Here is a 26,086-nt window from a genome sequence, read left to right on the forward strand (position 1 = left end):
TCTAGTCTACTCGATTCTGTAATGGTGCTATTTGTAGTGCTTCGACCACGTCCTCCAGCTTCATGCCTCTTGAAGCTTTGAACAAAACAACGTCTCTGGGATGTAGTTTCTCCAGTAGATAACGGGTCATTTCTTCTTTATCTATAAAAGCATGCACAGCCTCTGTAGGCATATGCTTGCTTGCTCCTTCAGCAATCTTGGCTGATAGCGGACCATATACCAGCACCATGTCCATTTTGGCCGATGTGATATACTCTCCGATTCCGTAATGCAGATCCTGCTCTTGGGGACCGAGTTCAAGCATATCACCAAGCACAGCCACTTTCATGCGGTATCCTTTCAGACCTTCTAGTACATCGATTGCGGCCTTCATGGAGGTTGGACTTGCATTGTATGCATCATTCAGCAGGGTGAGACCACTAACGCCTTGAGTAACCTCAATACGCATACCTGTCAGTTTCAAGCGGGACAATCCCGCGGCAATCTGCTCCGTCGTCACTTTGAAATGACGGGCTACAGCCAAAGCAGCCAGACAGTTAACGACATTATGCGTTCCTAGCAGAGGTAGCGTAAATGCATGTTCTCCGGACTGTTTGGTGGTGAAAACTACCCCGTTCTGCGCATTCATAAGTCCGGTAGGATAGTCATCATTATCGGTTTGTAGACCAAATGTAAACCGCTGCAATCCATCGGGTTGTTTCGTTACGGGTTCTTCAAGAACTTGTGCAATTAAAGGCTCGTCTCCGTTGTAGATCAGTAACCCGCCAGGCTTCAACCCCGCGGCAATCTCAGCTTTGGCTCTGGCAATCTCCAGTCTGGACCCCAGCTGAAGCAGATGTGATTCACCAATATTGGTAATGACCGCTACATCAGGCTGCGCAATAACCGACAAATCGTTAATTTCCCCGCGACCACTCATACCCATCTCCAAAATGATAATCTCGGTATCCGGGTCCATGCTTAGTACAGTCAGTGGTAAACCAATGTGATTATTGAAGTTGCCTTGCGTCTTATGCACTTTGAACGTTGTCGAGAGAATGGCATCCACGATGTCCTTTGTTGTTGTCTTGCCGTTGCTGCCTGTAATGCCGACTACAGCCGCTTTATTCTCCGTGAGATAAGCAGATGCGAGTGCTTGCAGTGCGACAAGTGTGTCGTCAACAACAATGACAGCTCCTTGTGGCGGAATACCATGATCCTTTTGCCAGATCGCGCCTGCAGCCCCCTTCTCTAGACAGGCTTGCACAAATTCGTGTCCGTCAAACCTTTCACCCACTAGCGGGATAAACAAACTGCCTTCCAGAGGTTTACGCGAATCGGTAAACACCCCTTCGACCATTACATTGCCATGAGCGGCAACGTCACTTAATGTTCCTCCACACATCTCGGCCAATTGTGCCAATGTTCTTTTTATCAATTGGATTTGCCCCTTATCGCTTCTTTGGCTATGATTCGGTCATCAAAATCGGTTTTGGTTGTGCCGATAATCTGATAGGTCTCGTGACCCTTACCCGCAATCAATACTACATCGGCTGGGCTTGCCATTTCAATAGCTTCATGAATGGCCTGGCGTCGATCCACAATCATCGTATAACGTTCAGCAGGAACGGATTCTTCAATCAGGCCCTGTTCAATGTCTTTGAGAATGAGATCCGGATCTTCTGTCCGTGGATTATCGGAAGTAACCAGTACAAAATCACTATAATTCGCAGCAATTTTCCCCATGAGAGGGCGTTTTGTACGGTCCCTGTCACCACCACAGCCAAACACGCAGATTACACGCCCTTCGGCAAATTCTTTCACCGTCCGCAACACATTCTCCAGTCCATCCGGTGTATGGGCATAATCGACAATAACAGCAAATGGCTGTCCTTCGTCCACTCCTTCAACACGTCCATCCACGCCCGGAACCGTCTCCAGACTGCGCTTGATCTCTTCCAGCGGAATACCTTCCACCAGCGCTGCAGATATTGCTGCCATTGCATTGTACACATTGAATTTGCCTACCATGCGCAAGCGAATATCTGTGCTACCTGCAAATGTATCCACATGGAAAGAAGTTCCCTGAGACGTGATTGAGATTTGGGATGCGCGTACATCCGCCTTTTCACCCATGCCATATGTAATCACTTCAGCCGCAGTCACAGAGATGAAATAAGCCGCAGCCGGATCATCTGCATTGATGACAGCATATTTACGCTGTGTAACATCTTCCGTATAACCGTTACCCAGACGTGCAAAGAACAATCCTTTGGCCCCGCGATATTCCTCCATGGAATGGTGGTAGTCCAGATGATCTTGCGTCAGGTTAGTAAATACCGCAGTACGGAAATTCGTTCCCTTTACTCGCCCTTGTTCCAATGCGTGAGAAGAAACTTCCATAACACAGCAGTCCGTACCCTTCTGAACCATATCATGCAGACTACGCTGCAGATCAAGCGCCTCTGGTGTTGTTCCTGACATCGGGTAGGTGCGACCGTCATACCGCATTTGAATAGTACCGATCAATCCCGTCTTGCGTCCGTAATCACTCATGATTTTTTCAATCAAATAGGTGGTCGTTGTTTTTCCGTTCGTTCCCGTTACACCAATCATATTCATTTTCTGGCTTGGCGAGTCAAAAAAGAAATCTGCCAGAACAGCCATCGCAAATCGGCTGTCCTTCACCAGCAATTGTGGTACAGGCAGATCCAGCTGCCGTTCAACCACCAATGCAACTGCACCGGCATTTACAGCTTTTTCTGCATAATCATGACCATCTACCGTATGTCCCGGAAGACAGATAAACAGATCACCCGGTTTTACCTGCCGGGAATCTGTCTGAAGGTTTTGGCATTCTGTATTTGATTCGCCCACGAGGCGGGCGGTGGTCAGCATCGATGCAAATTGTTTTAAAAGCACATGAATAACCTCACTTTTCCAATTATACTTCTGTTTTAACATATGTCTGTATTTATTAATATCGTCAATACAACCCAATAATGAAACGCACTTGGATGAATTTTGTTGCGCTAGAAGCCTCAAACTACCCCTAAGCCCCGTTATTCATCCTTTGTGTGATCATGTGCATCGTTCAGTACATTCCCCATATAAATGCGGATGGTTGATCCCTGATCTACCCTCGCCCCAGGTTTGGGTGCCTGATTAATCACGTATTTACCACTGCCAGACTTCGCCAGCATAAAATTCATGTTCAGGTCTTCGTACAGATCTTCAACAGTAGCTCCTGTCAGGTCTGGGACTGTCACGATTTTGGTTTCACCATACTTGTATTCTTTGGCGACCTGATCCTTCCGAACAGGAACATTCATGTAATGCAGCGCATCTTCAAGGATGTTCTGTACAATCGGGGCGGCAACTACACCTCCGAACTGTATTCCTTTGGGATTATCCACTGCGGTATAGACTACAATCTGTGGATCATCTGCCGGTGCAAATCCGATAAAGGATACGATATGCTCGGTCGAGGAATAACGTCCGTTGATAACCTTCTGGGCTGTACCTGTTTTGCCACCGACCCGGTATCCATCAATGAATGCCGGACGCCCGGTACCTTTGGCGACAACACTCTCGAGTGCTTCACGTACTTGTTTGGATGTATTCTCCGAGATCACCTGACGAACCAATTCCGGCTTGGCTTCTTCCATGACTTCTCCTGTGACCGGATGGACCCACGCTTTCGTAACATAAGGCTTGTAAAGTTTACCCCCATTGATGGCCGCTGACACAGCTGCTACTTGCTGGATGGGCGTTACGGATACACCTTGACCAAAAGCTGTCGTTGCAAGCTCGACAGGTCCCACTCTGGACAGTTTGAACAGAATTCCACTGGCTTCTCCGCTGAGGTCGATCCCTGTCTTGGTACCGAAACCAAAGTCTTTAATATAGGAGAAGAGCGATTCTTTGCCCAGCCTCTGCCCCAAAGCCACAAAGCCCGGGTTACATGAGTTCTCCACAACTTGTAAGAAGGTCTGACTTCCGTGGCCGCCCTTTTTCCAGCAACGCAGACGGGCTCCACCCACCTCAACATATCCGGGATCAAAAAATTGATCCTGTTGCAGATTGACCTTTTTCTCTTCAAGCGCTGCTGCCAAAGTAATGATCTTAAATGTTGAGCCCGGCTCGTAGGTCATCCAGATCGGTAAATTGCGATTGTATATCTCCGCTGGATATTGCTGATAATCGGCAGGTTCGTATCCCGGCCTGCTGGACATCCCCAAAATTTCACCCGTTTTGGGATTCATCGCTATGGCCAATGCTGAGTTCGCCTGGAACTTCACCATGGCCTGATCTAGTTCTCTCTCCATGATGGACTGAATGGATTTATCAATGGTCAGCTTGAGGTTAAGGCCGTCCTTCGGTTCCACATACTTCTCGGATGAGCCCGGCATTAGCCTTCCGGCCGCATCGGACAAGTAGGACACACTGCCATTCAAACCATTCAGCTTATCATCATACTTCTTCTCGACACCCGTTAAGCCCTGATTATCAATGCCCGTAAAACCAAGAATATGGGCAGCCAAATCATCATAAGGATAAAAACGTTTATTGTCCTCAGCAACAACGATACCCGGGAGCTTCAAATCACGGATGCGCTGAGCTTTCTCCATCGTAATTTTGCGGCCGCCGGGTTGTAGTCGTACAATGAGTTCTCGTTTCTTGATGGTTGCGAGCACTTTTTCTTCCGTCATCCCAAGCAATGGGGCCAGCGCTTTAGCCGTCGTTTCAGCTTCTTTCACCTGAGCCGGAATGGCCATAATGGTTGGTGTTGTCACATTATAGGCCAGAGAGGTTCCATTTCGATCCAGGATCTCCCCTCGCTTGGCTGAGTAAGGAATATTACGCCGCCAGGATTCTTCTGCTTTTGCTGACAATTCAGGACCTTCCCCGAGCTGTACATAAGCAAGCCTGATCATCAGGGCTGAAAATAACAAAACTAAAATCATTAAACTCCATAGCAACCTGCGTCGCAGATTTACGCTTGATCCCTTCACGAAAAGATCCCCCCACTCGTCCCAAAATCATGACATTCGTTCCATTCATGAATATTCAGGACAACCGGGGGTTAGAACAAGCTGTCAGAGCTCTCTAAGGAAGCGAAGCTCCGTTTGTGGTTGGATCGCCAGAGGATTCGGATTCATTGGCAGGAGCCTTGTTGTTATCTGTTTCGTCTGTTCCGTCGGTTTTAGCTTCTCCGGTCGAAGCCTCTTGTTCCTTCACTTCAGCTTCTGACGACGGATCAGAAGAGATTGGAGCCTCATCGGCTATACCTGTCACTGCAGCTTTGGCAGTTTGCAAGTTCAACTGTACAGTTCTCTGCTCACCTGCGACCTGCTCGGTTTGCTTCACGACATAGCCCTCACCCTTGACTGTAACCCCCACCTTCATGAGAGAAAGTACTTCTAGGGCATCCCGGAGAGATTCACCTGTTAGATCGGGAATCTTCATCTTGCTGCTTTCTTCCGTTAGCAGATAGATTCGTTGGCCTGGATTCATAGAGGCGCCAGCAACCGGATACTGCCGAATTACATTATCACCTTGACCAAGAGTCACATAAGCAATACCTGCGCTTAGAAGCTGGCTTCTGGCTTGTTTGGCTGTCTTGCCACTTAAGTCAGGCGCCTTGGCTTGCACAACAGAGACTTCTTTTGACTTTTTGTCAGGAGTTTTGGCTGTATCTTTGGGTATTCCCATGTATTGAAGAGTCTGGCTGACAATCTTTTTGAACACCGGGGCAGCTGCGGTTCCTCCCCCAATGTTGGTTCCATCCGGTTGGTCAATGACAACAAGTATAGCAATCTTCGGATTATTCACGGGCGCGAATCCAATAAACGATACAACGTCTTTTGACTTGCTGTATGCTCCGTTAACAACCTTTCTTGCTGTACCTGTCTTACCAGCTACACGGTAACCTTCAATATAGGCGTTACGACCGGTACCAATCGTCTGATCTGCAACCACTTGTTCCAGATAACCGCTCACCAGTTTGGAAGATTCCTTGGAAATCACCTGACGGACAACTTTAGGTTTGATGACTTCCGTTGTTCCATCATTCGGGTTCTTGATCTCCTTCACCAGATGTGGCTCCAGCAATTTGCCGCCGTTGGCAATCGCAGAGATGGCTGCGACCTGTTGAATTGGTGTTACCTGTACAAGACCGTGACCGTAAGCAGCAGTAGCAATCTCGGATTTGTAAACCAGTGGCTTGATCGGGGACGCTGCTTCATTTGGCAGATCAATACCCGTCTTTTTGCCGAAACCGAATTCGTCTATGTAATGACGCAGACGTTCGCCGCCAAGCATGTTGTAACCCAAGTTAACAAAAGCAATGTTACTTGACCGTTTGACACCTTCGAGATACGAGATCCAACCATAGGAATGACCATTATCACTAATCGGGAAACCACCGATATACATGCGTTTGGATTCAAAACTTGCATTGGGATCAAAGAGTTTTTCTTCCACAGCCCCTGCTAGCGTAACTATTTTGAATGTACTACCTGGCTCATAGATGGATTGCGTAGCATGGTTGATAAAATTCTTTTGATCAGGTGTACTCCCATACGTATTCGGGTTAAAGGTTGGCCAGTTCGCCATCCCTAGAATCTCCATCGTGTTTGGGTCTGCAGCAATGACCGTCATGCTAAGTGGATTATACTTCGCAACGGCTTCTTTCATTGCATCCTCAATGTAGAACTGGATCGTATCATCGATGGTCAGCGTAAGGTTCTTACCGTTCTGAGGTGGCAGATAGTTATCCTGTGAATCCGGAAGTTTAATGCCTTTGGCATCCTTCTGATAATTCAGATATCCATCTGTGCCTGTCAGTGCTTCATCATATGAGACTTCAAGTCCATTGACAGCTTTCCCATCACGGCTCATATATCCCAAGAGGTGAGAAGCAAGGGTTTCTTCAGGGTAAAAACGCTTCGACTCCTGAGCCATCACAATTGCATTACGCGCCTTATATTCATCTTGCAGTTCTTCACGCAATTCGTTGACTTGTGCCGCAAGTTCAGGACTTATTTTATAACCTTCACTGCGTACTTCACGTTGCTGAAAAAACTCACCATCTTTTTTCTTCGCTGTGACCAAAGCACGCATCTCACTCTCATTTTTCCCAAGAAGGTTAGAGAGTTTCTCCGTAACAACATCCTGAATTCCGAGTTCATTAATTAATAACGGATTAACAGAAACCGTATACGCAGGGGCATCGGTAGCCAAAATATTACCATTTCGATCCGTAATCGTTCCACGTGCAGCCTTAATCGTCTGTTCCCGCTCTACCAAACCGGCTGCCCGTTTCTGCCATTCACCGCCATTCACAACCTGAATGAAAAAGATTCGGGTTACGAGTACAAGAAAAAAGAGGGTAATACATCCCCCTATAAGCAACGTGCGCATCTTTATTCTTTTTATCATCGGAACACCTCTTTACTTACTGCTTGCTGTATTCGAGGACGACTCAGTGCCAGTTGATTTCGTACTTGTTGAGCGAGGTACATAAATGACATCCTTACCCGAAGCTTCAACGTAACCAAGTTGTTTTGCATTTTCGATGACCTGGTTGTTCAATGTTTCTTTTTCCACCTGCAGGTCTGCAATCGTCTTTTCATACCCCTTAATATCCGAAATAGTGGACTGCGCCTGCTTGTTCAGATCATAGATATGAGCATAACGAGACATCAAGGCTCCTCCAACAAGGATAACTGCAACCAGGGTAATCAGATACAAAATCTTCTCGCGTGCCGGAAGACCCGTACGACGGGTCACCACTTTGGTGGTTTCTTTGTATCGTTGCTGGGTCACACGTTCCTGGGACGCTTTTTCTTTTACAGCGAGATTACCACGTGTATATGCCATACTCCGATTCTCTCCTCCACTCTTGATCTACAATTTCTCGGCTACGCGCAGCTTGGCTGAACGAGCACGTGAATTTTCGGTCAATTCCGTTTCCGTTGGAATCAACGGTTTTCTGTTAACTAAACGCAGGGTCCCCTTGCCGCCGCATACACACAACGGAAAATCGGGTGGACATGTACATTTTTCCAGATAACTGCTGAAAATCTGTTTACATATCCGATCCTCAAGGGAGTGGAAGGTAATAACAGATACACGTCCTCCTGGTGCCAGACAACGAACAGCCTGATGTAAGCCTTCTTCAAACGCACCCAACTCATCGTTGACGGCAATGCGTAATGCCTGGAAGCTGCGTTTGGCAGGATGTCCACCTGTACGGCGAGCTGCCGCCGGGATGCCTTCCTTGATCAGTTCCACGAGTTCACCTGTCGTCTCAATGGTAGATTGCGCTCGTTTTCCCACGATAACACGGGCAATTCTTCTCGAAAACTTCTCTTCACCATAGCGATACAAAATTCGAGCAATCTCTTCTTCTGGCCACTCATTCACAATCTCTTTGGCCGTCAGCATTGCATCCTGGTCCATTCGCATATCGAGCGGAGCATCGTGATTGTAGCTGAATCCACGTTCTCCTTCATCAAATTGCGGGGATGACACACCCAAGTCGTACAAAATACCGTCGACCTGTGGTACACCATCCTTCATTGGTACATCCAGATCCTTGAGTACCTGTTCCAGATCCCGAAAATTGGTTTTCACCAATGTTACACGTTCTCCATAAGCTGCGAGCTTCTCGCGAGCATTATCCAAAGCCCAATCATCCTGATCAAGTGCGATCAGACGTCCCCCTGGACCGAGCTTGGAAGCAATCACGGAGCTATGTCCGCCACCGCCTAAAGTGCAGTCCACGTATATACCGTCCTGCTTGATGTTTAATCCCTCTGTTGCCTCTTCTTTGAGTACGGTTATGTGGTGAAACAACCTGCACCCCTCCTGACTTTATAAATCAAAATTAAAATCGACCAGCTTTTCGGCAATGTCGTTGAATGCTTCTTCGGATTGATTGAAATAACTCTCCCATATGCCTTTGCTCCAAATCTCCACCCGGTTCGACACGCCAAGAACAACACAATCCTTGTCCAGCTTGGCATACTCTCTTAAATTGCCCGGCAGATTTACCCTGCCCTGTTTGTCCAGTTCACATTCGGTTGCACCCGAGAAAAAAAATCGGGTAAACGCACGTGCATCAGATTTCATCAATGGCAGTGCTTTGAGCTTCTGTTCCATGACCCCCCACTCCTCCATGGGGTACACGAAAAGACACTGGTCCAAACCCCGTGTGACAACGAAAGACGGTCCCAGAGATTCGCGGAATTTAGCCGGAATGATCACCCGACCCTTATCATCAATGCTATGTTGGAACTCCCCCATAAACATTGGCCCACTCACTCCTCACCCGTTTCTCCCACTTTGCCCCACTTTCCACCACCTAAGCATAATAGATTCGCACAAAAAAATCAAAACCCTTCTTGCATGACTTGATTTTTTAATTTTTCAGCATAAAAAAACGTCCTTGATCCTGTCACTCAGGATCAAAGACGCTTCCCTTAAACGGGCAATCGTATGTCTACCCGCACATGAGCCATATCATCAATAAACCATTCTATACCTATTGAATCATTTCATCAGCTTGTAATTATTGGATAGTGCTTAAAATTTCCAGCTATCCAGGTATTTCACTTGCTCAGCTGACAAGGAGTCGATGCCAATATTCAGGCTTTCAAGTTTATAGCTGGCAACCTGCTGATCAATATCATAAGGTACATTAACAACGTTTTTACCCAAGTTTTCATAATTCTCACTTACATAACGCAGACCAAGCGCCTGCAGGGCAAACGTCGTATCCATGATTTCGGCAGGGTGACCATCTGCTGCACCCAGGTTCACAAGACGACCTTCTGCAAGAAGATACATTTTACGACCGTCTTTGAAACGATATTCCTCAATGTTGCGACGAACTGTGCGAATCGATTCCGAACGTTTAGCCAGTTCAGGTTTATTCACTTCAACATCAAAGTGACCCGCATTACTCAGGATCGCTCCGTCCTTCATCACATCGTAATGCTCACCTGTGATAACATCCTTATTGCCTGTAACTGCAATAAAGAAATCGCCCAATTTGGCGGCTTCCACCATCGTCATGACCCGGAACCCGTCCATGTGTGCTTCTACCGCTTTGATTGGATCGATCTCGGTTACGATCACATTGGCACCAAGACCTTTGGCGCGCATCGCTACACCTTTACCACACCAGCCATAACCTGCTACCACTACGTTTTTACCAGCGATAACCAAGTTAGTTGTACGAATGATCCCGTCGAATGCAGATTGTCCAGTACCGTAGCGATTGTCAAACAGATACTTGCAGTATGCGTCATTAACCGCAACCATCGGAAACTTCAATTGGCCTTCTTTCGCCAATGCTTTCAAACGGATAATACCCGTTGTCGTTTCTTCTGCTCCTCCGCGAATGGTTGCTGCGAGGTCAGGGCGCTCGGATGCTATAATGGTTGCAAAGTCTCCACCATCATCAATAATGAGATCAGGCTTCACCTCAAGCGCACGAAGTTGCAGTGATTTGAATTCCGCAGGCTCCGGATTGTACTTCGCATACACCGTAACACCGTCTTCCACCAATGCTGCGCAAACATCATCTTGTGTAGACAATGGATTGCTATGCGTAATGGTTACTTCTGCACCACCCGCTTGGATCACTTTTGCCAAGTAAGCTGTTTTCGCTTCCAGATGAAGACAAATGGCAACCTTCAAACCTTTGAAGGGCAGATCCTGTTCGAACTGGCGACGAATGCGGTTCAGTACCGGCATATGCGCTTCTACCCAATCAATTTTCAGGTGACCCTCTGGAGCGAGTCCCATATCTTTAACAATACTGTTTTGCAATGCAGGTGTAGTCATTTCACGTCCTCCTCGTTTATGTGTTTCTTCTATTATAAAGGGCTCTATAGTGCAATAACCTTATGCTCTCCAAGGAATTCGCTTGAGGCCTTAATCAGTTCATCGATCCACTCGGTGCCATAACGATTCAGGTAAAAGAGTGCATTATGTACTCGTTCCTGTGGTTTGCCCGTTGGGAATAAGGAGTTCTGAATGCCGTTCCAGTGCCTTAGACTCACATTATGTTTATCTTCGATAGCTTTGTGAGTCTGTTGCTTCAGATACTGCATTTGCTCGTTGATTTTACTCAAATTGGTATCGCCAATTCGTTCCAGCCCCGGATGAATCTCCGCGATCTCATCAAGCAACGGTCCATACAGATCAAGAAACGCTTCCTGAACCTTGTCAAACTGTTCATCTACCTGGAACGTCTCCTGCTGTGCGAGCCACTGCTCCTTCTTTTCTTCCATATGATATTGAACATCCTGAAAAGAAAGTCCATATTGTTTCATATGTTTGTGATGAATATCTTCCATGATGGTGAAAGACAACCGCGGCAACAAAATGGGCATTTGCAGGCCGAACTGACGGAATGCTTCCCGAGTCAAACCCCAATATGCAATTTCACCTTGCCCCAAAATAACAGCGGCTACAGGCAACACGGAATCTTGCATTAATGGTCGTGTCAATACGTTGTTACTGAAGCGCTCCGGATGTTCTCCCAGTTCCTGAAGCAAACGTTCCTCTGAGAAAGAAACCAAACCTTTGCGATCACTATATAAACCGTCCTTCAACAACAAGAGTAGACGCGTACCTTCATGAATGTAGAACAGATTGGCTCCATCCTCCGCCACTTCGGCAGGCATAGCATAACCAGCTTGTTGTACCAGCGAAGCACCTTGAGTGTATGCGCTGCGCAGCACTTCATTTTTTCGTATCAACCGCTCAAACACGGGCTGTTCCAACCTGCGTAAATCTGGATCCGATGCATCCATTAGAACAAGTCCACTGCTGGCAAACAAAGCAGATATCATGCGGGCAAATGCATCACTCAGATTTGAACTGGATTGATGGATCTCTGTGATGCATTTCATCAGTCCTGGTTTATGTATCGTATCAGGTAAAAGATGTTCCACCTGTTCGAGTACATTCATCCACTGCTGCGTATCCACATGAACATTACTCACAGAATCCCTTCCTGCGAATCGTCCTTGTAACTTAACCTTGTTCATGTCTCCCTGACGATCAGGTAGATATGTGTGGTTAACCTCATCCCAGTCATGGTCTTCACCGGCAATCCAAAATACTGGGACTACCGGGCGTTGAAGTCTTTCTTCCGCTTCACGCGCAGCTGCCACTACGCTGGCGGCTTTGTATATGACGAACAGTGGTCCGGTGAGCAGACCGCTCTGCTGTCCTCCTGTAACCACTAGTGCATCTTGTTCTGCAAGACGTGTGATGGACGCATGAACCTCTCCATGGTCGTTCACCCGCTTATTATATATACGTAAATACTCTGCCAGATCACGACGATCAATACGTGTGTTTTCCGATTGGTCCAGCCACTCGGCACGCGCCTGAAGTCCTGATTCCCAGCGAATGTCATACTCGTAAAGGCCACGCGCAGCATCTCTTGAACAGATATAATCTTCTGCAAGTCTTGATCCGCTGCGGAGTGCCTCGGTAATACCGTTCATGAGGTCTGCCTCCTATTCTGCTTCAAAGAGCCTTTCTTGATTGTACCGAATTCAGGGCCGCTTCGTCAAAAGAAAGTAATTAAAATACGAAAAAAACCGCCGAACGAGTCGGCGGCATTTAATACATCAATAATAGCATATCGCTTTAATATTCCTATTATACGTAAGGTTCTGCAACCCAGTGACCTTTGGAAACCTCAATCAATTGAGAATTTTCCAAGTTGTACGGGTCATTTGCAGGACCACCTGATCCATTTTGAATCGGGCTCATATGCTCTTCCGGCAGCAAGATACGACGTTTGTTCGCTTCCACTTCCGGATCAGGTACAGGGATTGCTGAGAGCAATGTTTTGGTATAAGGGTGGATAGGGTTCGCATACAGTTCTTCACTTTCTGCGAGCTCAACCACTTTACCCATGTACATTACAGCGACACGGTCACTGATATGTTTAACCATCGACAAGTCATGCGCGATAAACAGGTAAGTCAAGCCGAGACGTTGTTGAAGTTCTTCAAGCAATTTAACGACCTGTGCTTGAATGGATACATCCAGTGCAGACAATGGCTCATCACAGATGATGAATTTAGGGTCTACAGCAAGTGCACGCGCAATCCCGATCCGTTGTCTTTGACCACCGGAGAATTCATGTGGATAACGAAGAGCATGACTTGGATTCAAACCTACCAGATCAAGCAGTTCCTCCACTCGTCTCTTGCGCTCTTTAGAGCTGGAAGCCAGACCATGAATATCGAGTGACTCCCCGATAATATCCATAACATTGAAACGCGGGTTAAGAGATGCATATGGATCTTGGAAGATCATCTGCATATCTTTACGCATTTCTTTCATTTTGCGCGGGGACAACTTGTAGATATCCGTTCCGTTGAAGTTAACATTTCCGCCAGTTGGCTCATAAAGACGCAGAATGGTACGACCTGTTGTGGATTTACCACAGCCAGACTCGCCTACAACGCCAAGTGTTTCACCTTCAAAGATATCAAAGCTTACGTCATTGACCGCTTTGAGAATGTTACCTTTACCCAAATTAAAGTACTGTTTCAAGTTTTTCACTTGTACCAGAGGCTTATTGCTACCTTTGATAATACCAGCCGGAGCTGGTTTTTCCTTTTTGGGCTCGTCCAGACGAGGCAAGGCATTCAGCAATTTAATCGTGTATGGATGTTGAGGGTTACTAAAGATTTCAGCAGTTGTTCCTGTTTCAACAACTTCGCCTTCCTTCATAACAACAACACGGTCACACATACCCGCTACGACACCAAGGTCATGCGTAATCAGCATGATCGATGTTCCAAGCTTTTGCTGCATGTCTTTCATGACATCCAGAATTTGAGCCTGAATTGTAACGTCAAGTGCAGTTGTCGGTTCATCCGCAATCAGGAGGGATGGACGACATGCAAGCGCGATCGCAATCATAGCACGCTGACGCATACCACCAGAGAATTGGTGAGGATAATGATTCATGCGGATAGCCGCATTCTTGATACCTACAAGTTCCAGCATCTCCAAAGCCGCTTTATTCGCCGCTTGTTTGGACATGTTCTGATGCTTGCGCAATACTTCGGTAATTTGTTTACCAATTTTAATGGTAGGATTCAATGAAGTCATTGGATCTTGGAAGATCATACCGATATCTTTACCACGAATCGCTTCCATTTGTTTGTCTGTCTTATTCAGCAGGTCTTGCCCGTGAAAAGTAATTTCTCCGCTTTTGACCTTCGAAGGCGGGGAGGGAATCAATTTCATGATGGTTTGGGCGGTAACACTCTTACCACTACCCGATTCACCTACGATCCCCAGCGTCTCTCCTTTGCCAAGTTCAAAACTCACATGTTTAACGGCATCAAATTCACCAGAACGTGTTGAGAACGACACACTCAGGTCTTTGACAGTTAAAATCGGCTCCATAATCCCACCTCCTGTTTCTATTTACGTAATTTCGGATCGAGTGCGTCACGCAGACCGTCTCCGAGCAAGTTAAATGCAAGCATTGTAAGAACCATCAGACCTGCTGGGAACCACATCCGCCACGGGAATAGCGTCCAGCCTGTAAGTGCATCATTGATCATAGAACCAAGTGAAGATCTTGGTGCTGATACACCCAATCCAAGGAAGCTCAGGAACGCTTCAGCAAAGATTGCATTTGGAATGGACAACGTCAATGTTACAAGAATCGGTCCTATTGCATTGGGCAACAAATGACGGAACAATTGACGCCCTGTGCTTGCTCCCATGGACCTTGCAGCAAGAATAAAGTCTCTGTTTTTGAGTTGCATAATTTCACCACGCACAATCCATGACATGCTGATCCAGCCTGTGATGGTGAGGGCAATGATAATCGTTGTCAGACTTGGTTCCAGTACAACCAGCAACAAAATTACAACAAGCATGTACGGCAAGGAGTAGAGGATTTCGGAAAACTTGTTCATAATTCCATCTACACGTCCACCATAGAAACCCATGATCGCTCCATAAATAACCCCGATAACAAGGTCAATCAAGGCTGCGGCCAAACCTACAGTAAGGGATACACGTGCTCCTACCCAAGTTCTTACCCACACGTCGCGACCAAGCTCGTCCGTACCGAACCAGTGCTCCGCACTCGGTGCTGCATTGGCATTCAACAAATCATTGGAATAATAATTATAACTTGTAAACAAAGAAGTTGGACCAATCAAAGAGAAAATCACGACAAGAACCAACACGCTCAGACTGATCATTGCAGCCTTATTGGTTGCAAGTCTGTACATGGCATCTTTAAAAAGGGATACACTTTCTTGCGGTTTAACCGCTGCCTGACTAGTCAGGTTCGTGTTCGCCGTTTCATTCTTTTTATTATTCGTGCCAGACAACGTTATGCCCCCTTCCGGCTTTCCAGCTTAATTCTAGGATCAATCAGCACGTAAGCGATATCCGTAAAGAAACGAGCCAACATCAGGAGGATACCATAGAAAATCGTAATCCCCATGATCATAGTGTAATCACGGTTTGTGATACTCTCTACGAATACTTTACCAATTCCCCCGATGTTAAAGATCTGTTCAATTACAACGGAACCTGTGATGATATTCGCTGTCATTGGACCAACATAAGTTACTACTGGTAGAATACCGTTTCTTACAACGTGTTTAAACATGATTGCAGGCCATTTCAAACCTTTGGCTTTAGCTGTTTTGATATAATCTGCATGTAAAACTTCAAGCATGCTCGAACGCGTCAAACGAGCGATAAAAGCAATCGGAGATGCAGATAGCGCTGCAACCGGAAGAACATAATCCAATGGACCATCAAAGCCCATAACGTTAAACCAGCCTAATTTAGTAGCAAAGAGATACTGCAATAGTGACGCAAGCAAGAAGCTCGGAACAGCTATCCCTATGACAGCCAGGATCATCGTGATATCATCAATGAGTTTACGATGGTAAACTGCAGCAATAAGGCCCAGCAGAACACCCACGATAATGGAGATAACAATTGCAAACACTCCAAGCTTCAGCGAAGCGGTGAATGTTTCGCCGATCATTCCGGCTACATCTCGATTGAGATATTTCATTGAGACTCCGAAATCTCCCTTAATGATTCCACCCATATACTTCAGGTATTGTTCATACATCGGTTTGTCCAATCCATACTTCTGTTCCAGCAAGACCCGAATTTCAGGCGATACTTTTTTCTCAGATGTAAAAGGGTCACCCGGAATAGCCTTCATCAGGAAGAAGGTTGCAGATGCGAGTATGAAAAGCGATAGCAGCATAAATAATAGTTTTTTCAACACATACTTAACCAACCCTTGCACACCTCCACAAACAATATTTTGTATACAAATCGATTGTAGAATTAGACAGAAATAAAGTCCAATCCATTTATCGGAAATTTCAAGAATTATAAGGAAAATCGGTGCACATACAAAAAATCGGGATATATATGGAATTCCACATATATATCCCGAAGTATTCATATTAGACTTCAGAACAACTTATTTCTCTTCCAGATATGCACGAGTGTAGTCAATAGCTCCACTGAAATCAAGTTGTACACCTTTCAGGTAAGGCTTAGTCAAAGATACGTTAGTGTAATAATAGATTGGCATAACGCCCATTTCATCTTGAATCAGGATTTTCTCAGCGTCAGCAAATGCAGCCATACGTGCAGCTGGATCAGCAGATTTTACAGTTTCTTTAACATCTTTGTCATACTGTTCGTTGCTGAATTTGGAATCATTGTTTGTGTTTCCAGTAGTCCACATTTCCAAGAAGTTGTATGGATCGTTGTAGTCAGCAGACCAACCTGCACGAGCTACTTGGAAGTTTTGGTTTTGACGGTTCTCAAGGAATACGCCCCACTCTTGGTTTTCTGTTTTCACATCAACACCAAGATTTTGTTTCCACATGTCAGCAACCGCCAAAGCGATTTTCGCGTGACCATCACTAGTGTTGTAGATCAACGTAACAGCTGGCAATGTTGTGTAACCTTCTTCTTTCATACCTTCAGCAAGCAATGCTTTAGCTTCTTCAACATTTTCTGTGAAGTAATCGTCTTTGTGCTCATCACGGAATTCGCCGTTTTCGCCACGGATACCTGGAGGTACAAAGCCGAATGCTGGAATTTGTCCACCTTGTGTAACTTTGTCAACAATCAGCTGACGCTGAATTGCCATTGCAAATGCTTTACGGATTTTTACGTTGTTAAATGGTGCTTCGTTTACGTTGAACTGATAGTAGTACGTACTTGCAATACCAGTAGCTTTGAACTCGTCCGGCAATTCCGCTTTTACAGAAGGAATTTGGTCGGATGGAATTTCACCGTTAGGTGCACCAGTGTAGTCCAATTGTCCTGATTTGTAAGCTTGCAGTTCGGAAGCACTGCTGTTTGTCAGAGACATATCGATTTGAGCCAATTTAATATCGGCAGCTGCATGGTAACCATCGTTTTTCTTCACAACAATTTTTTGACCTTTAGAGTATTGATCCATTACAAATGGTCCGTTAACGATCATGTTTTTGTAGTCTGTGAAGAATTTGTCATTGGTGTCAGCAGATGCATGTACTGGGTAGTACGTGTAGAATGCTGTCAGACCCAAGAAGTAAGGTGTTGGGTTTTCCAACGTTACTTCCAATGTGTGCTCATCAGTAGCTTTAACGCCTACTTGTGAGAAATCTGTGACTTTAGTACCTTTGTATGTTTCATCTTTGCTGAGGTTGTAACCTTCAGCACCTTTAATGTAGTACAATTGGTATGCATATGGAGAAGCTGTTTCCGGTTTCAAAGCACGTTCCCAAGAACGAACAAAGTCTTCGGCAGTGATTGCATCACCGTTGCTCCATTTAGCTTCCGGGTTCAGGTTGAAAACATATTTCAAACCATCTTCGGAAATTTTCCAGTCTTTAGCTACGCCTGCTTGTTCTTTACCATCAGCATCAATGCGTACAAGACCTTCGTACAAGAATTTCAGAACTGTGTTGGTTTGGCTGTCTTTTGCTTGAGCCGGGTCCAACGTAGGAGGTTCAGCTGACAGGTTGATTTTCAGAATTTGATCTTTAGCAAGACCATTTCCTTCGTTTGCAGAACCAGTATCGGTGTTACCTGTGCCTTCGTTTTTCGATCCGCACGCTGCAAGTACGGTACCGAACGCCAAAATCAGCGTCAAAAGGACTAATAGACTTTTCCTTTTCATCTAACACGTTCCCCCTAAATTGATATGGTTTATATGTTTATAGATTATACAACCACCGGTCAAAAAAATCTACATTACTTTTTCAGAAAGTAATGTTTTTTTCAGTTTTCGACAAAATCGACACATTTTTTGCCTCTTTTGCGTTATGTAACCTTACATCAGTTGCATGAAGTATCTAAATAATCCAAATAAAGTAAACAAAACATACCCGAAACTCATGATAACGAAAGACATGCGCCATACGGCCCGGAACATTCTACCCCTATCGACCTTCCCTTTTAGTCGATTTTGCGCACCCCCGATGAATCCAAGTGCTACTAGTATGAGTATTAATGTCAGATAAAAACCAAAATTCGAATCAAATGTTAAGTTGAATAACGCTGAAACTGAAAATACAAGAAAAAAAGTGGTTACATCCATTGCCATTCGCAATGCTTTACGTTTGTCTTTTTTCCATACGTACATGCCCCAATAGACAAGAAAGAACGGAAAAAAGGGCAATATGCTCAACACAATAAAAAGTCCCATTAATTCACTCCTTCCGGTTGCATTCCTTCAATCAGATGAAGCAGTATTTCATGTGTAGGTGCAAAAAGGTCCAACTTCTGTGCCATCTTTACAATATGACCGTTAATTGACCTCACTTCTGTACCACGTCCAGCGAGAACATCTGCAAGCATGGAGGAAGTATTCGTGGCAGTAGAACGACAAACCGATATCAGTTGATCCCACATATCCTGATCCAAACATATTCCACTTGCAGAGTAGATTAACAATACTTCATCATATAACTGGCGCATTAGCCTCTTTCGTTCTTCCTTGACGATCAATTCTCCATTAGGGATTCGCCATAGTGCCGTGAGCGGGTTAATGACTGAATTAATCAATAGTTTCCTGTATATCAGCTTATCGATTTCATTCGACACTGTACAGTCAAATCCTGCCTGCTGCAACGATCCCGACAGAGTAAATGTTCTCTGCTCCTCTATAGAGGTAGAAGCTCCTATATGTATGTTGTACCTCCCCAGCCTAGTTTCACCTGTACCTGCACGAGTCACCTGACTTTGTGTTCGCTTCGCACCTTCTGTTGTAACCGCACTACACAGAAGCGACTTTGGCAAAGCTGCTTGAAGTTTTGTAAGATGGCCCATCCCATTCTGAAAACAAGCGACATTCAGCACATGATCTTGTAATGGACTAATCTCATCAATGAAATCATCAATGCTTGTCTGCTTAACCATGAGCAGTAACCATTCTCCTTGTGTGTTCTTCCATGTGTCAGTCAGCTTTCTTATTGGTTTCGCCTGTATTTGATCCGGTAGAATATGTATCTCCTCGTCTTGTTCCACAATGGTTACTCCATTATGGCTGAGGAGGTCTGCCTGAGCTGTTGTTCTGGTCCAAAATCTGACCTGGTTACCTGACGCCAGCAGTTTCCCGCCATACAAAAGACCAAGTGCCCCCGCTCCTACGATGTCAATGATCATATGATGCACTCCTCTCCGCTTCAGTAGTTTCTCCTTCTATTATCTATAATAGAACAAAAACACCAAACTAAAAACCCGTCATACCTGCCGTTGTGTAACGGAGGTGTGGCGGGTTCATACCTGACTTTCACAAATCAAACGTCTGAATTTGTTATTCAATTCGTTCCAGATTCCCGTTGGCATCCATCTTGAAACGTGTCTTAAGTTCCTCTTCTTCTTCGGACAAAAATGCGAGTCTGCGAGCCCGATCCATAATCTGAATCAAAGCTTTGTAGTCGTCATTCACCACACGGTAATCCGTCTGTACTTCATTCACTTCCTTGGAGAGACGGTCATTCTCAAGACGTAGTTCAAGCAATTCATCTTCTTTCTCCCGAAGCTCCTTCTCCAGCATCTTGAGTTGACGACTACTCTCCTGCACCGTTCCCTTCCATTGTCGCAGGAAGCGGATTACTGCATCCATCGATAATGAATCGTCTGAGATCCCATCTGATTTGTACAGATGTTCTTCAGTGTCCAGTGTAGACAGTGCTGCAACCTGCGGTCCGAGCATAGCTGGTTGCTTTCTGAGATAACTTCGTTTTTGTCGTTGTGCCTTGGCGTTACTGATGGCAGAATCATACTTTTTACGTACACAACTGTTCCAGCGAAAACCGCATGCGGCAGATGTTCTGCCTATTTTTTCGCCCACCTCTTCAAAAGCGGCCAATTGTGTACTGCCTTCCCGAATATGACGCAAAGTAACCTCAGCCAATATCAAATCGTCCTCTGTACTCCAAGCATCCTGTCTCACTGCAGTCATGCTATAATACCCTCCTAACAACATCCTAAAATAACCGTCCGCATTACCGGAAGCCCGGTATGTGAATTAGGTATAAAAGCTGCTTCATTCATTCTTATGCCTCTCATAGAGTTCATAGAATTGATTTCATACTAAAATGTATTTCCACATTCAGGCTTGCTCATACGTGACATATGTAAAACATATCCTTCTATACTTACTTTGAGCAAAAAAAGAATTCGCTTTCATATCCAAATTTGTTTACACGTTTTTCCTTTCCCGGTATAATGTTGTGTAGACAATCTATGAACGTACTTAGGAGAGGAGGATTTACCGTGGCACGCATGTTTCGGGTACTCGGGTTCTTCACGCTTGCAATTGGCCTGATGGCTTTTGCAGGAGATCTGGTCGAAATGGCTTTGCTTTTTTTCCTGCAGACTGCGTTTTTTGTCATTTTGGGATACTTGAAATTTACCGAGCGAACGTACATATTGCTCTTCTGGGGTTATATGATCGTAACATTCACGGGGTTCAGCTACTGGACCGTATTCGAAATGGGGTTGCCGCTCTAATCCACCTGCAGCATCAAAGTGATCCGATATCTGTCGGGTTGCTTTTTTGTTGTGTTCAGATTAAATGAATGCTCATGGTGTTATGTAACCACTAAGGATATTTCACGTATTTGTTTCATATATTGTCTGGAAGACAACAAGCCTGTACGATTGTCATTTAAGAAGTGGAAAGGAGAATGGATCGGTGAAACATCAACACGGCATTTCCGCCTTTATATTATGCATCATTTTATTCCTCCAGCTACCTTTAGCCTATGCCTATGGAGAGTCTTCACCTGAGGATACACGTGAGATATTACAAAAAAGTCTATCCATCGTTGAAATCGATCATGAAATCGAACGCATCACCGAAAGGCAGAAGCAGCTGGGTCAACAACACGAGACATTATCCGTCCAGCTGCAGGAACAGGAAGAGCAGATACATATTCAGCAAGATCGGGCCGGAGCTGTAGTGAGGTCCTACTACACAGGAGAACGCGACAGCCTCCTCATGACGGTCCTGGGAGCCAGGTCATTCAAAGACCTGTTTGTACTGTATGATTATTACCAGATTATTATCGGACGGGATCAGGCTGTGCTGGACAAGTATCAGGACCGTTATCGCAATCTGCAACAGACTTCCACTCAGATTCGTCAGACTACAACAGAATTAACCGAAATGAAGACTAATCTTCAAAACCAGCGGGAACGTGTAGTCGCCTTGCAAAAAGAAGTGGATGCCCAAATAGCCACCAGCGGAGATGCGGCAGCGATTCAGAAACTGATGGATGAATTAACCCTCTATTGGGAGAATATCGGCATCTATGAGGTGAAACGATATTTCAAAGCATTGGCATCTGCCATGCAGAACCTGCCCGATTTTATCCAAAAACAAAACGGAGGTATATCCACGACTGGAACAACGTATACGATTCGAATTGGGCAGGATGAGCTTAATGCATTTCTTCGTTCCCAAAATTCAATCTTTGAAGACTTTGCCTTTCAGTTTAATCAGGATAAGATTATAGCTTCCGGTCAGCGGGATCAGTTGCAATTAAGCATAGAAGGACATTATACGGTAGAAAATGAACCGCAAAACTCCATTCGTTTTCATGTGGACAAACTTGTATTCAACCAGCTTGAATTACCAGACACCACTCGCCGAATGCTTGAAAAAGAATTTGACCTTGGGTTCTATCCACAGAAAATCCTCTCGTTTGTGAAAGCAACCGATGTTTCAACAAGTGAAGGCATACTGGAAGTAAAACTAGCTATATCATTTTAAAGTGGTTGTCCAAAAAGTCCGCTTTTTGATTACGAAGGATGCCTTGTGGCATCATCAGCATCCAAGTTGAAATTCAGACTTTTTGAACACAAACTTAAAGTTAATTCGTCGTTCTAATACTGTCTACGTATTGATTCGCTGTAATTTCACCCTTTAAGAATTGTTGTACTTTTTTATGAAAACGAGTTATTAGAGCATGACTTTCGGTCGTTGCATCAGGGACATCTTGGGTGGTCGGGAACCAGGATTGTCCCTTTGTCATTTCATAACGTCCAATGAGTTTCTCAGACTCCATATCCAGTTCCTGTTGCTTTGCGGGCAACCGGTTAACCTGTTGGTACCATTTCAGCTGTGTCGTAGCGGACGTCATTCCTTCAATCCATCTACTGGCCTCCTCAGCCTCAACCGAACCCGCAGTAATGACAAGGCTTCTGGAGTTTACAGTTTCCAAGGTTTCGAAAGAAATCCGCTCCAAAGAATCTTTATCAACTTTACTCGCTTGATCCGCACTTAATAATTGAGATAACAATGATACAACCATCGGTGTGCCGTTCTGGTCAGCAGTTGGAGAGAACTCCGAATTGGTAGACTCAAGCCTAATAAGGGGCTGAATCTGATTCATCAACTGAATCCCCTGCTGAAGATCCCCCGTTTGCGAATCTAATTGTGTTCGTTGAACTTGATCTGGTGCCATCCTCGGTCCCAAATGATTCAGCCACGCATTTGTCCCGTACATATCATTGATGTTCATTGTAATCAAACGGATGCCTTCCGCAACGGCTTGTTGAGTAAGTTTGACCCACTGATCTTTATTGCGAGGTAATGACTCCAGACCAGCTCTCTTCAGAAATGAAGTTTGGGCAGCCAGAATGTACGGATCAAAATCAAAAGGCATTCCCCACTGATAACCATTCCACTCTGTCATTCCCCGTAACCCAACTACCGTATCTCCTAGCGACTTCGATAATGTGGTTCCGTTTAACGGATACAGGTACCCTTTTTGGGCATAGTATTGCACTTCCTCACTATCAAGCAGAACAACATCACCGTTCTCTCCTAGTGAAAATTCAAGATCCAAAACATGCTTATATGTATCCGGCTTCTCATTCCGAAGATTAATCTCTACCAGCTGGGAAGCAGCAACTTCTTTGGCTATTTTTTGAAAGGCTTGGAACTCTTCATCCGACATGGCCACTACAATCTCCAGCGGAGCTTGAGCATCTTCATTACGGGACGAAGACCCAGGAAAAGCATCCTTCTCCTGATCGCGTTCCTGATTGAGCTGCGAACCTCTAAAGTCAAAACTCGGTGACAAGATCGTTAACGAAAGCAGCAATACCGCGAATAAAACAACCTGATGTCTACGCTTCATTAACTTCCCTCCCTGTTCACCTAGTTTTTTCCTGCAGCAATTATTGTAACAAATAAGTAGTACTCTTGTCCTACCCTGCCGAAAAACACTTTTTCGGATTTTTGCATAATACGAGCATATCGAGTTCTGTGTAATAACGCTTACTTATTTTTTCAGCAAAAAGCCGGCTCCAGGAGCCGGCTTCAATAACAACATTTTCCGGGAAATAAATCCCCTAAATTTTACAATAAATCAGCTGCAAGCTGTGCCAGCTTGGACCGTTCTCCTTTTTCGAGCATGATGTGTCCGCTGATTCCCTCTTGTTTGAACCGTTCCACGATATACGTCAGACCATTACTGGCAGAATCAAGATACGGATGGTCTATCTGTTCGGGGTCTCCCATCAAAATAATCTTACTGCCTTCACCGACCCTTGATACAATGGTCTTCACTTCGTGGCGCGACAGGTTCTGGGCTTCATCAATAATGATAAACTGTCCAGGTATCGATCTTCCACGAATATATGTTAAGGCCTCCACCTGAATACTGCCAAGTCCCATTAGGATTTTATCGATATCTCCAGCTTTTTTGGTATCAAACAAAAACTCCAGATTATCATATATCGGCTGCATCCATGGACGAAGTTTTTCTTCCTTCTCACCAGGCAAATAACCGATATCTTTCCCCATTGGAACGACAGGGCGAGCGATCAACAGTTTTTTGTACTTATGATCATCCTCTACCTTAAGCAGACCTGCTGCAAGTGCCAGCAAGGTTTTCCCTGTTCCGGCTTTACCGGTGATGGTAACAAGCGGGATGTCATCATTCAAAAGCAATTCCAGTGCCATGCGTTGTTGTGCGTTACGTGCGCTAATGCCCCAGACATTGTCATTACTGAGGAAAAGCGGCTCCAGCTTTGTTCCCTCTGTGTTCACTTTAAGCAAAGCCGATTTATTGGTTCCCATCTCATCCTTGAGAATGACAAATTCATTCGGATACAACGAATAAGACAACTGTAACGGTTTGATTGGTAAAAAACGATATGTGTAAAACTCATCAATCACTGACGGATGAACTTTTAGGGCCGTATAACCTGGATATAACTCACTGAGTCCTGCCGTCCGATCTGATAAGTAATCCTGTGTGAACAGACCAAGTACATCCGCTTTGATACGCACAAGTACATCTTTACTGACAAGCACGACCTGACGTTCGACTACTTCCTTTTCATTCTCCTCAATCTGATAATTCAGTGCGACAGCCAAAATGCGATTATCGTTGGACACTTCACCAAACATTTCCTGAACTTTCACGAAACTCCGATGATTCAGCTCTACTTTCAGGTTACCTCCATTAGCCAAAGGTACCCCACTGTGCAAGTGACCCAGCTCTCGTAATCCATCTAACAGTCTAGATACATTACGGGCATTACGCCCAATTTCATCGGCATTTCTTTTTTTGGAGTCGATCTCCTCCAGTACAACCGCGGGAATGATTACCTCATGTTCCTCAAAGGCAAATATGGCATTGGGGTCATGCAGAAGCACGTTGGTATCCAATACAAAAATCTTTTTCATTCAATCCCCTCCAAAGCGGCGTCGTTAAAGGCATGAATAGTGTGATCTTTCAGCAGCGGCATGGACAATCATGATCCCATACATAAATGTATTCGACTAGGGCAAAATAATTGTCAACCATTCTGAAAAACTCCAAGAAAGGATGAACATTTATGAAAATATGGGTTTGCACGCTGCTTCTGATCTTTATACTTACAGGTTGCAACAGTTCCACACGCAGCGCTTCGCCGAATCAAGGTACACATGCGAAAGGTTACGGAGGAAATGTAACAACTCAGCAAGATCAAGGGAAAGGATCTCACATGCTCAATGCACAGGAAGATCGGATGAATCCTTCACGTTTGGACCGTCTCAATGAGAATACAGGTGAAGTCCATGATACCAACATTGCAGATGATGCAAAGAGTGGCCGGATGCCCAATGAAAAACGAATCAATCACCTTAAAGCCCTTGCCAAGCAAGTGGAAGGTGTTGAAGATGCGAACTGCGTCATACTCGGTAATACAGCCGTAGTTGGCATCGATGTTGATGGTGAACTGGAACGTGCTCGGGTGGGTACCATTAAGTACGCTGTTGCCGAAGCACTTCGCAAAGACCCCGAAGGTATAGATTCCATCGTTACTGCTGATGCAGATGTCACTGAACGAATTAAAGAGATTGGTGAACATATTCGTCAAGGGCACCCAATCTCCGGTTTTGCTTCAGAACTCGCTGACATGGTGGGACGAATTATCCCTCAACTCCCAAAAGACGTCAAAGTCCGTCAAAATCCGGATGAACACGTGAATCAAAAACAACAAATGCAGCAGCTGCATTCATCGGACAAAAGACAACAAAAAGCCCAGTGAT

General features: G+C 45.1%; 21 protein-coding genes. 3 read left to right on the top strand and 18 right to left on the bottom strand.

All coding sequences use genetic code 11. From position 1 onward, the window contains the following. Position 1: 1 nt before the first annotated feature. The 16 genes from V6668_RS21095 to V6668_RS21170 form a co-directional block, all read right to left on the bottom strand. A complete protein-coding gene (locus tag V6668_RS21095) occupies positions 2–1,414 on the bottom strand; it encodes a UDP-N-acetylmuramoyl-tripeptide--D-alanyl-D-alanine ligase (protein WP_338708982.1) in 1,413 nt (470 codons plus the stop codon). Next, positions 1,414–2,901, bottom strand: a complete 1,488-nt coding sequence (locus V6668_RS21100; RefSeq protein ID WP_036614878.1) for a UDP-N-acetylmuramoyl-L-alanyl-D-glutamate--2,6-diaminopimelate ligase — start codon at positions 2,899–2,901, stop codon at positions 1,414–1,416. The genes V6668_RS21095 and V6668_RS21100 overlap by 1 nt, the downstream gene beginning before the upstream one ends. A 140-nt stretch (positions 2,902–3,041) precedes the next feature. After that, complete coding sequence (locus tag V6668_RS21105) at positions 3,042–4,994, bottom strand: stage V sporulation protein D (protein ID WP_036614879.1); 1,953 nt, start codon at positions 4,992–4,994, stop codon at positions 3,042–3,044. Between the two features lie 94 nt (positions 4,995–5,088). Beyond that, on the bottom strand, positions 5,089–7,422 hold the full coding sequence (locus V6668_RS21110; RefSeq protein WP_338706583.1) for a penicillin-binding transpeptidase domain-containing protein: 2,334 nt from the start codon (positions 7,420–7,422) through the stop codon (positions 5,089–5,091). 12 nt (positions 7,423–7,434) lie between these two features. Continuing rightward, positions 7,435–7,863 (bottom strand): hypothetical protein, encoded by a 429-nt coding sequence (locus V6668_RS21115; RefSeq protein WP_036674831.1) that lies wholly within the window; start codon positions 7,861–7,863, stop codon positions 7,435–7,437. Positions 7,864–7,890: 27 nt separating this feature from the next. Continuing rightward, the gene (gene rsmH, locus V6668_RS21120; protein WP_036674830.1) at positions 7,891–8,841 is read right to left on the bottom strand and encodes a 16S rRNA (cytosine(1402)-N(4))-methyltransferase RsmH; all 951 of its coding nucleotides are present in this window, start codon (positions 8,839–8,841) and stop codon (positions 7,891–7,893) included. Between the two features lie 18 nt (positions 8,842–8,859). Then, positions 8,860–9,297 (bottom strand): division/cell wall cluster transcriptional repressor MraZ, encoded by a 438-nt coding sequence (gene mraZ, locus V6668_RS21125; RefSeq protein ID WP_017687291.1) that lies wholly within the window; start codon positions 9,295–9,297, stop codon positions 8,860–8,862. Between the two features lie 273 nt (positions 9,298–9,570). Then, positions 9,571–10,836: an adenosylhomocysteinase gene (locus V6668_RS21130; protein WP_338706584.1), complete on the bottom strand. Its 1,266-nt coding sequence runs from the start codon at positions 10,834–10,836 to the stop codon at positions 9,571–9,573. Positions 10,837–10,880: 44 nt separating this feature from the next. Beyond that, positions 10,881–12,512, bottom strand: coding sequence for a bacillithiol biosynthesis cysteine-adding enzyme BshC (gene bshC, locus V6668_RS21135; RefSeq protein ID WP_036674828.1), 1,632 nt, complete (start codon positions 12,510–12,512; stop codon positions 10,881–10,883). A gap of 157 nt (positions 12,513–12,669) precedes the next feature. Then, complete coding sequence (locus tag V6668_RS21140; RefSeq protein WP_338706585.1) at positions 12,670–14,439, bottom strand: ABC transporter ATP-binding protein; 1,770 nt, start codon at positions 14,437–14,439, stop codon at positions 12,670–12,672. A 17-nt stretch (positions 14,440–14,456) separates the two neighbouring features. Next, a complete protein-coding gene (locus V6668_RS21145; RefSeq protein ID WP_370511422.1) occupies positions 14,457–15,338 on the bottom strand; it encodes an ABC transporter permease in 882 nt (293 codons plus the stop codon). A gap of 47 nt (positions 15,339–15,385) precedes the next feature. Continuing rightward, positions 15,386–16,318 carry an ABC transporter permease gene (locus V6668_RS21150; RefSeq protein ID WP_036614893.1) on the bottom strand — a complete coding sequence of 311 codons (933 nt, stop codon included), beginning with the start codon at positions 16,316–16,318 and terminating at the stop codon, positions 15,386–15,388. A 189-nt stretch (positions 16,319–16,507) separates the two neighbouring features. Next, positions 16,508–18,205: a peptide ABC transporter substrate-binding protein gene (locus V6668_RS21155; protein WP_076328093.1), complete on the bottom strand. Its 1,698-nt coding sequence runs from the start codon at positions 18,203–18,205 to the stop codon at positions 16,508–16,510. Between the two features lie 153 nt (positions 18,206–18,358). After that, the gene (locus V6668_RS21160) at positions 18,359–18,733 is read right to left on the bottom strand and encodes a DUF3397 domain-containing protein (protein WP_036674826.1); all 375 of its coding nucleotides are present in this window, start codon (positions 18,731–18,733) and stop codon (positions 18,359–18,361) included. After that, a complete protein-coding gene (locus V6668_RS21165; RefSeq protein WP_338706586.1) occupies positions 18,733–19,692 on the bottom strand; it encodes a 2-dehydropantoate 2-reductase in 960 nt (319 codons plus the stop codon). Before V6668_RS21165 ends, V6668_RS21160 begins: the two co-directional genes overlap by 1 nt. 151 nt (positions 19,693–19,843) lie before the next feature. Next, positions 19,844–20,494 (bottom strand): RsfA family transcriptional regulator, encoded by a 651-nt coding sequence (locus V6668_RS21170; protein ID WP_036674824.1) that lies wholly within the window; start codon positions 20,492–20,494, stop codon positions 19,844–19,846. Between the two features lie 314 nt (positions 20,495–20,808). On the opposite strand from V6668_RS21170, the gene V6668_RS21175 reads away from it, so the two are divergent. Further along, positions 20,809–21,045, top strand: a complete 237-nt coding sequence (locus V6668_RS21175) for a DUF2626 domain-containing protein (RefSeq protein WP_017687281.1) — start codon at positions 20,809–20,811, stop codon at positions 21,043–21,045. Positions 21,046–21,229: 184 nt separating this feature from the next. Then, complete coding sequence (locus V6668_RS21180) at positions 21,230–22,309, top strand: hypothetical protein (protein WP_338706587.1); 1,080 nt, start codon at positions 21,230–21,232, stop codon at positions 22,307–22,309. A gap of 100 nt (positions 22,310–22,409) precedes the next feature. Here V6668_RS21180 and V6668_RS21185 read toward each other — a convergent pair whose 3' ends face one another. Together V6668_RS21185 and V6668_RS21190 are read right to left on the bottom strand one after the other, a co-directional pair. Further along, positions 22,410–23,681 carry an ABC transporter substrate-binding protein gene (locus tag V6668_RS21185; protein ID WP_338706588.1) on the bottom strand — a complete coding sequence of 424 codons (1,272 nt, stop codon included), beginning with the start codon at positions 23,679–23,681 and terminating at the stop codon, positions 22,410–22,412. A gap of 221 nt (positions 23,682–23,902) precedes the next feature. Further along, a complete protein-coding gene (locus V6668_RS21190; RefSeq protein WP_024628438.1) occupies positions 23,903–25,237 on the bottom strand; it encodes a PhoH family protein in 1,335 nt (444 codons plus the stop codon). 152 nt (positions 25,238–25,389) lie between these two features. Here V6668_RS21190 and V6668_RS21195 point away from each other — a divergent pair, with 152 nt between their 5' ends. Beyond that, positions 25,390–26,085, top strand: a complete 696-nt coding sequence (locus tag V6668_RS21195; protein WP_253501970.1) for a YhcN/YlaJ family sporulation lipoprotein — start codon at positions 25,390–25,392, stop codon at positions 26,083–26,085. Position 26,086: the final 1 nt, after the last annotated feature.

This window comes from Paenibacillus amylolyticus (assembly GCF_036894225.1).
GTDB lineage: Bacteria > Bacillota > Bacilli > Paenibacillales > Paenibacillaceae > Paenibacillus > Paenibacillus amylolyticus.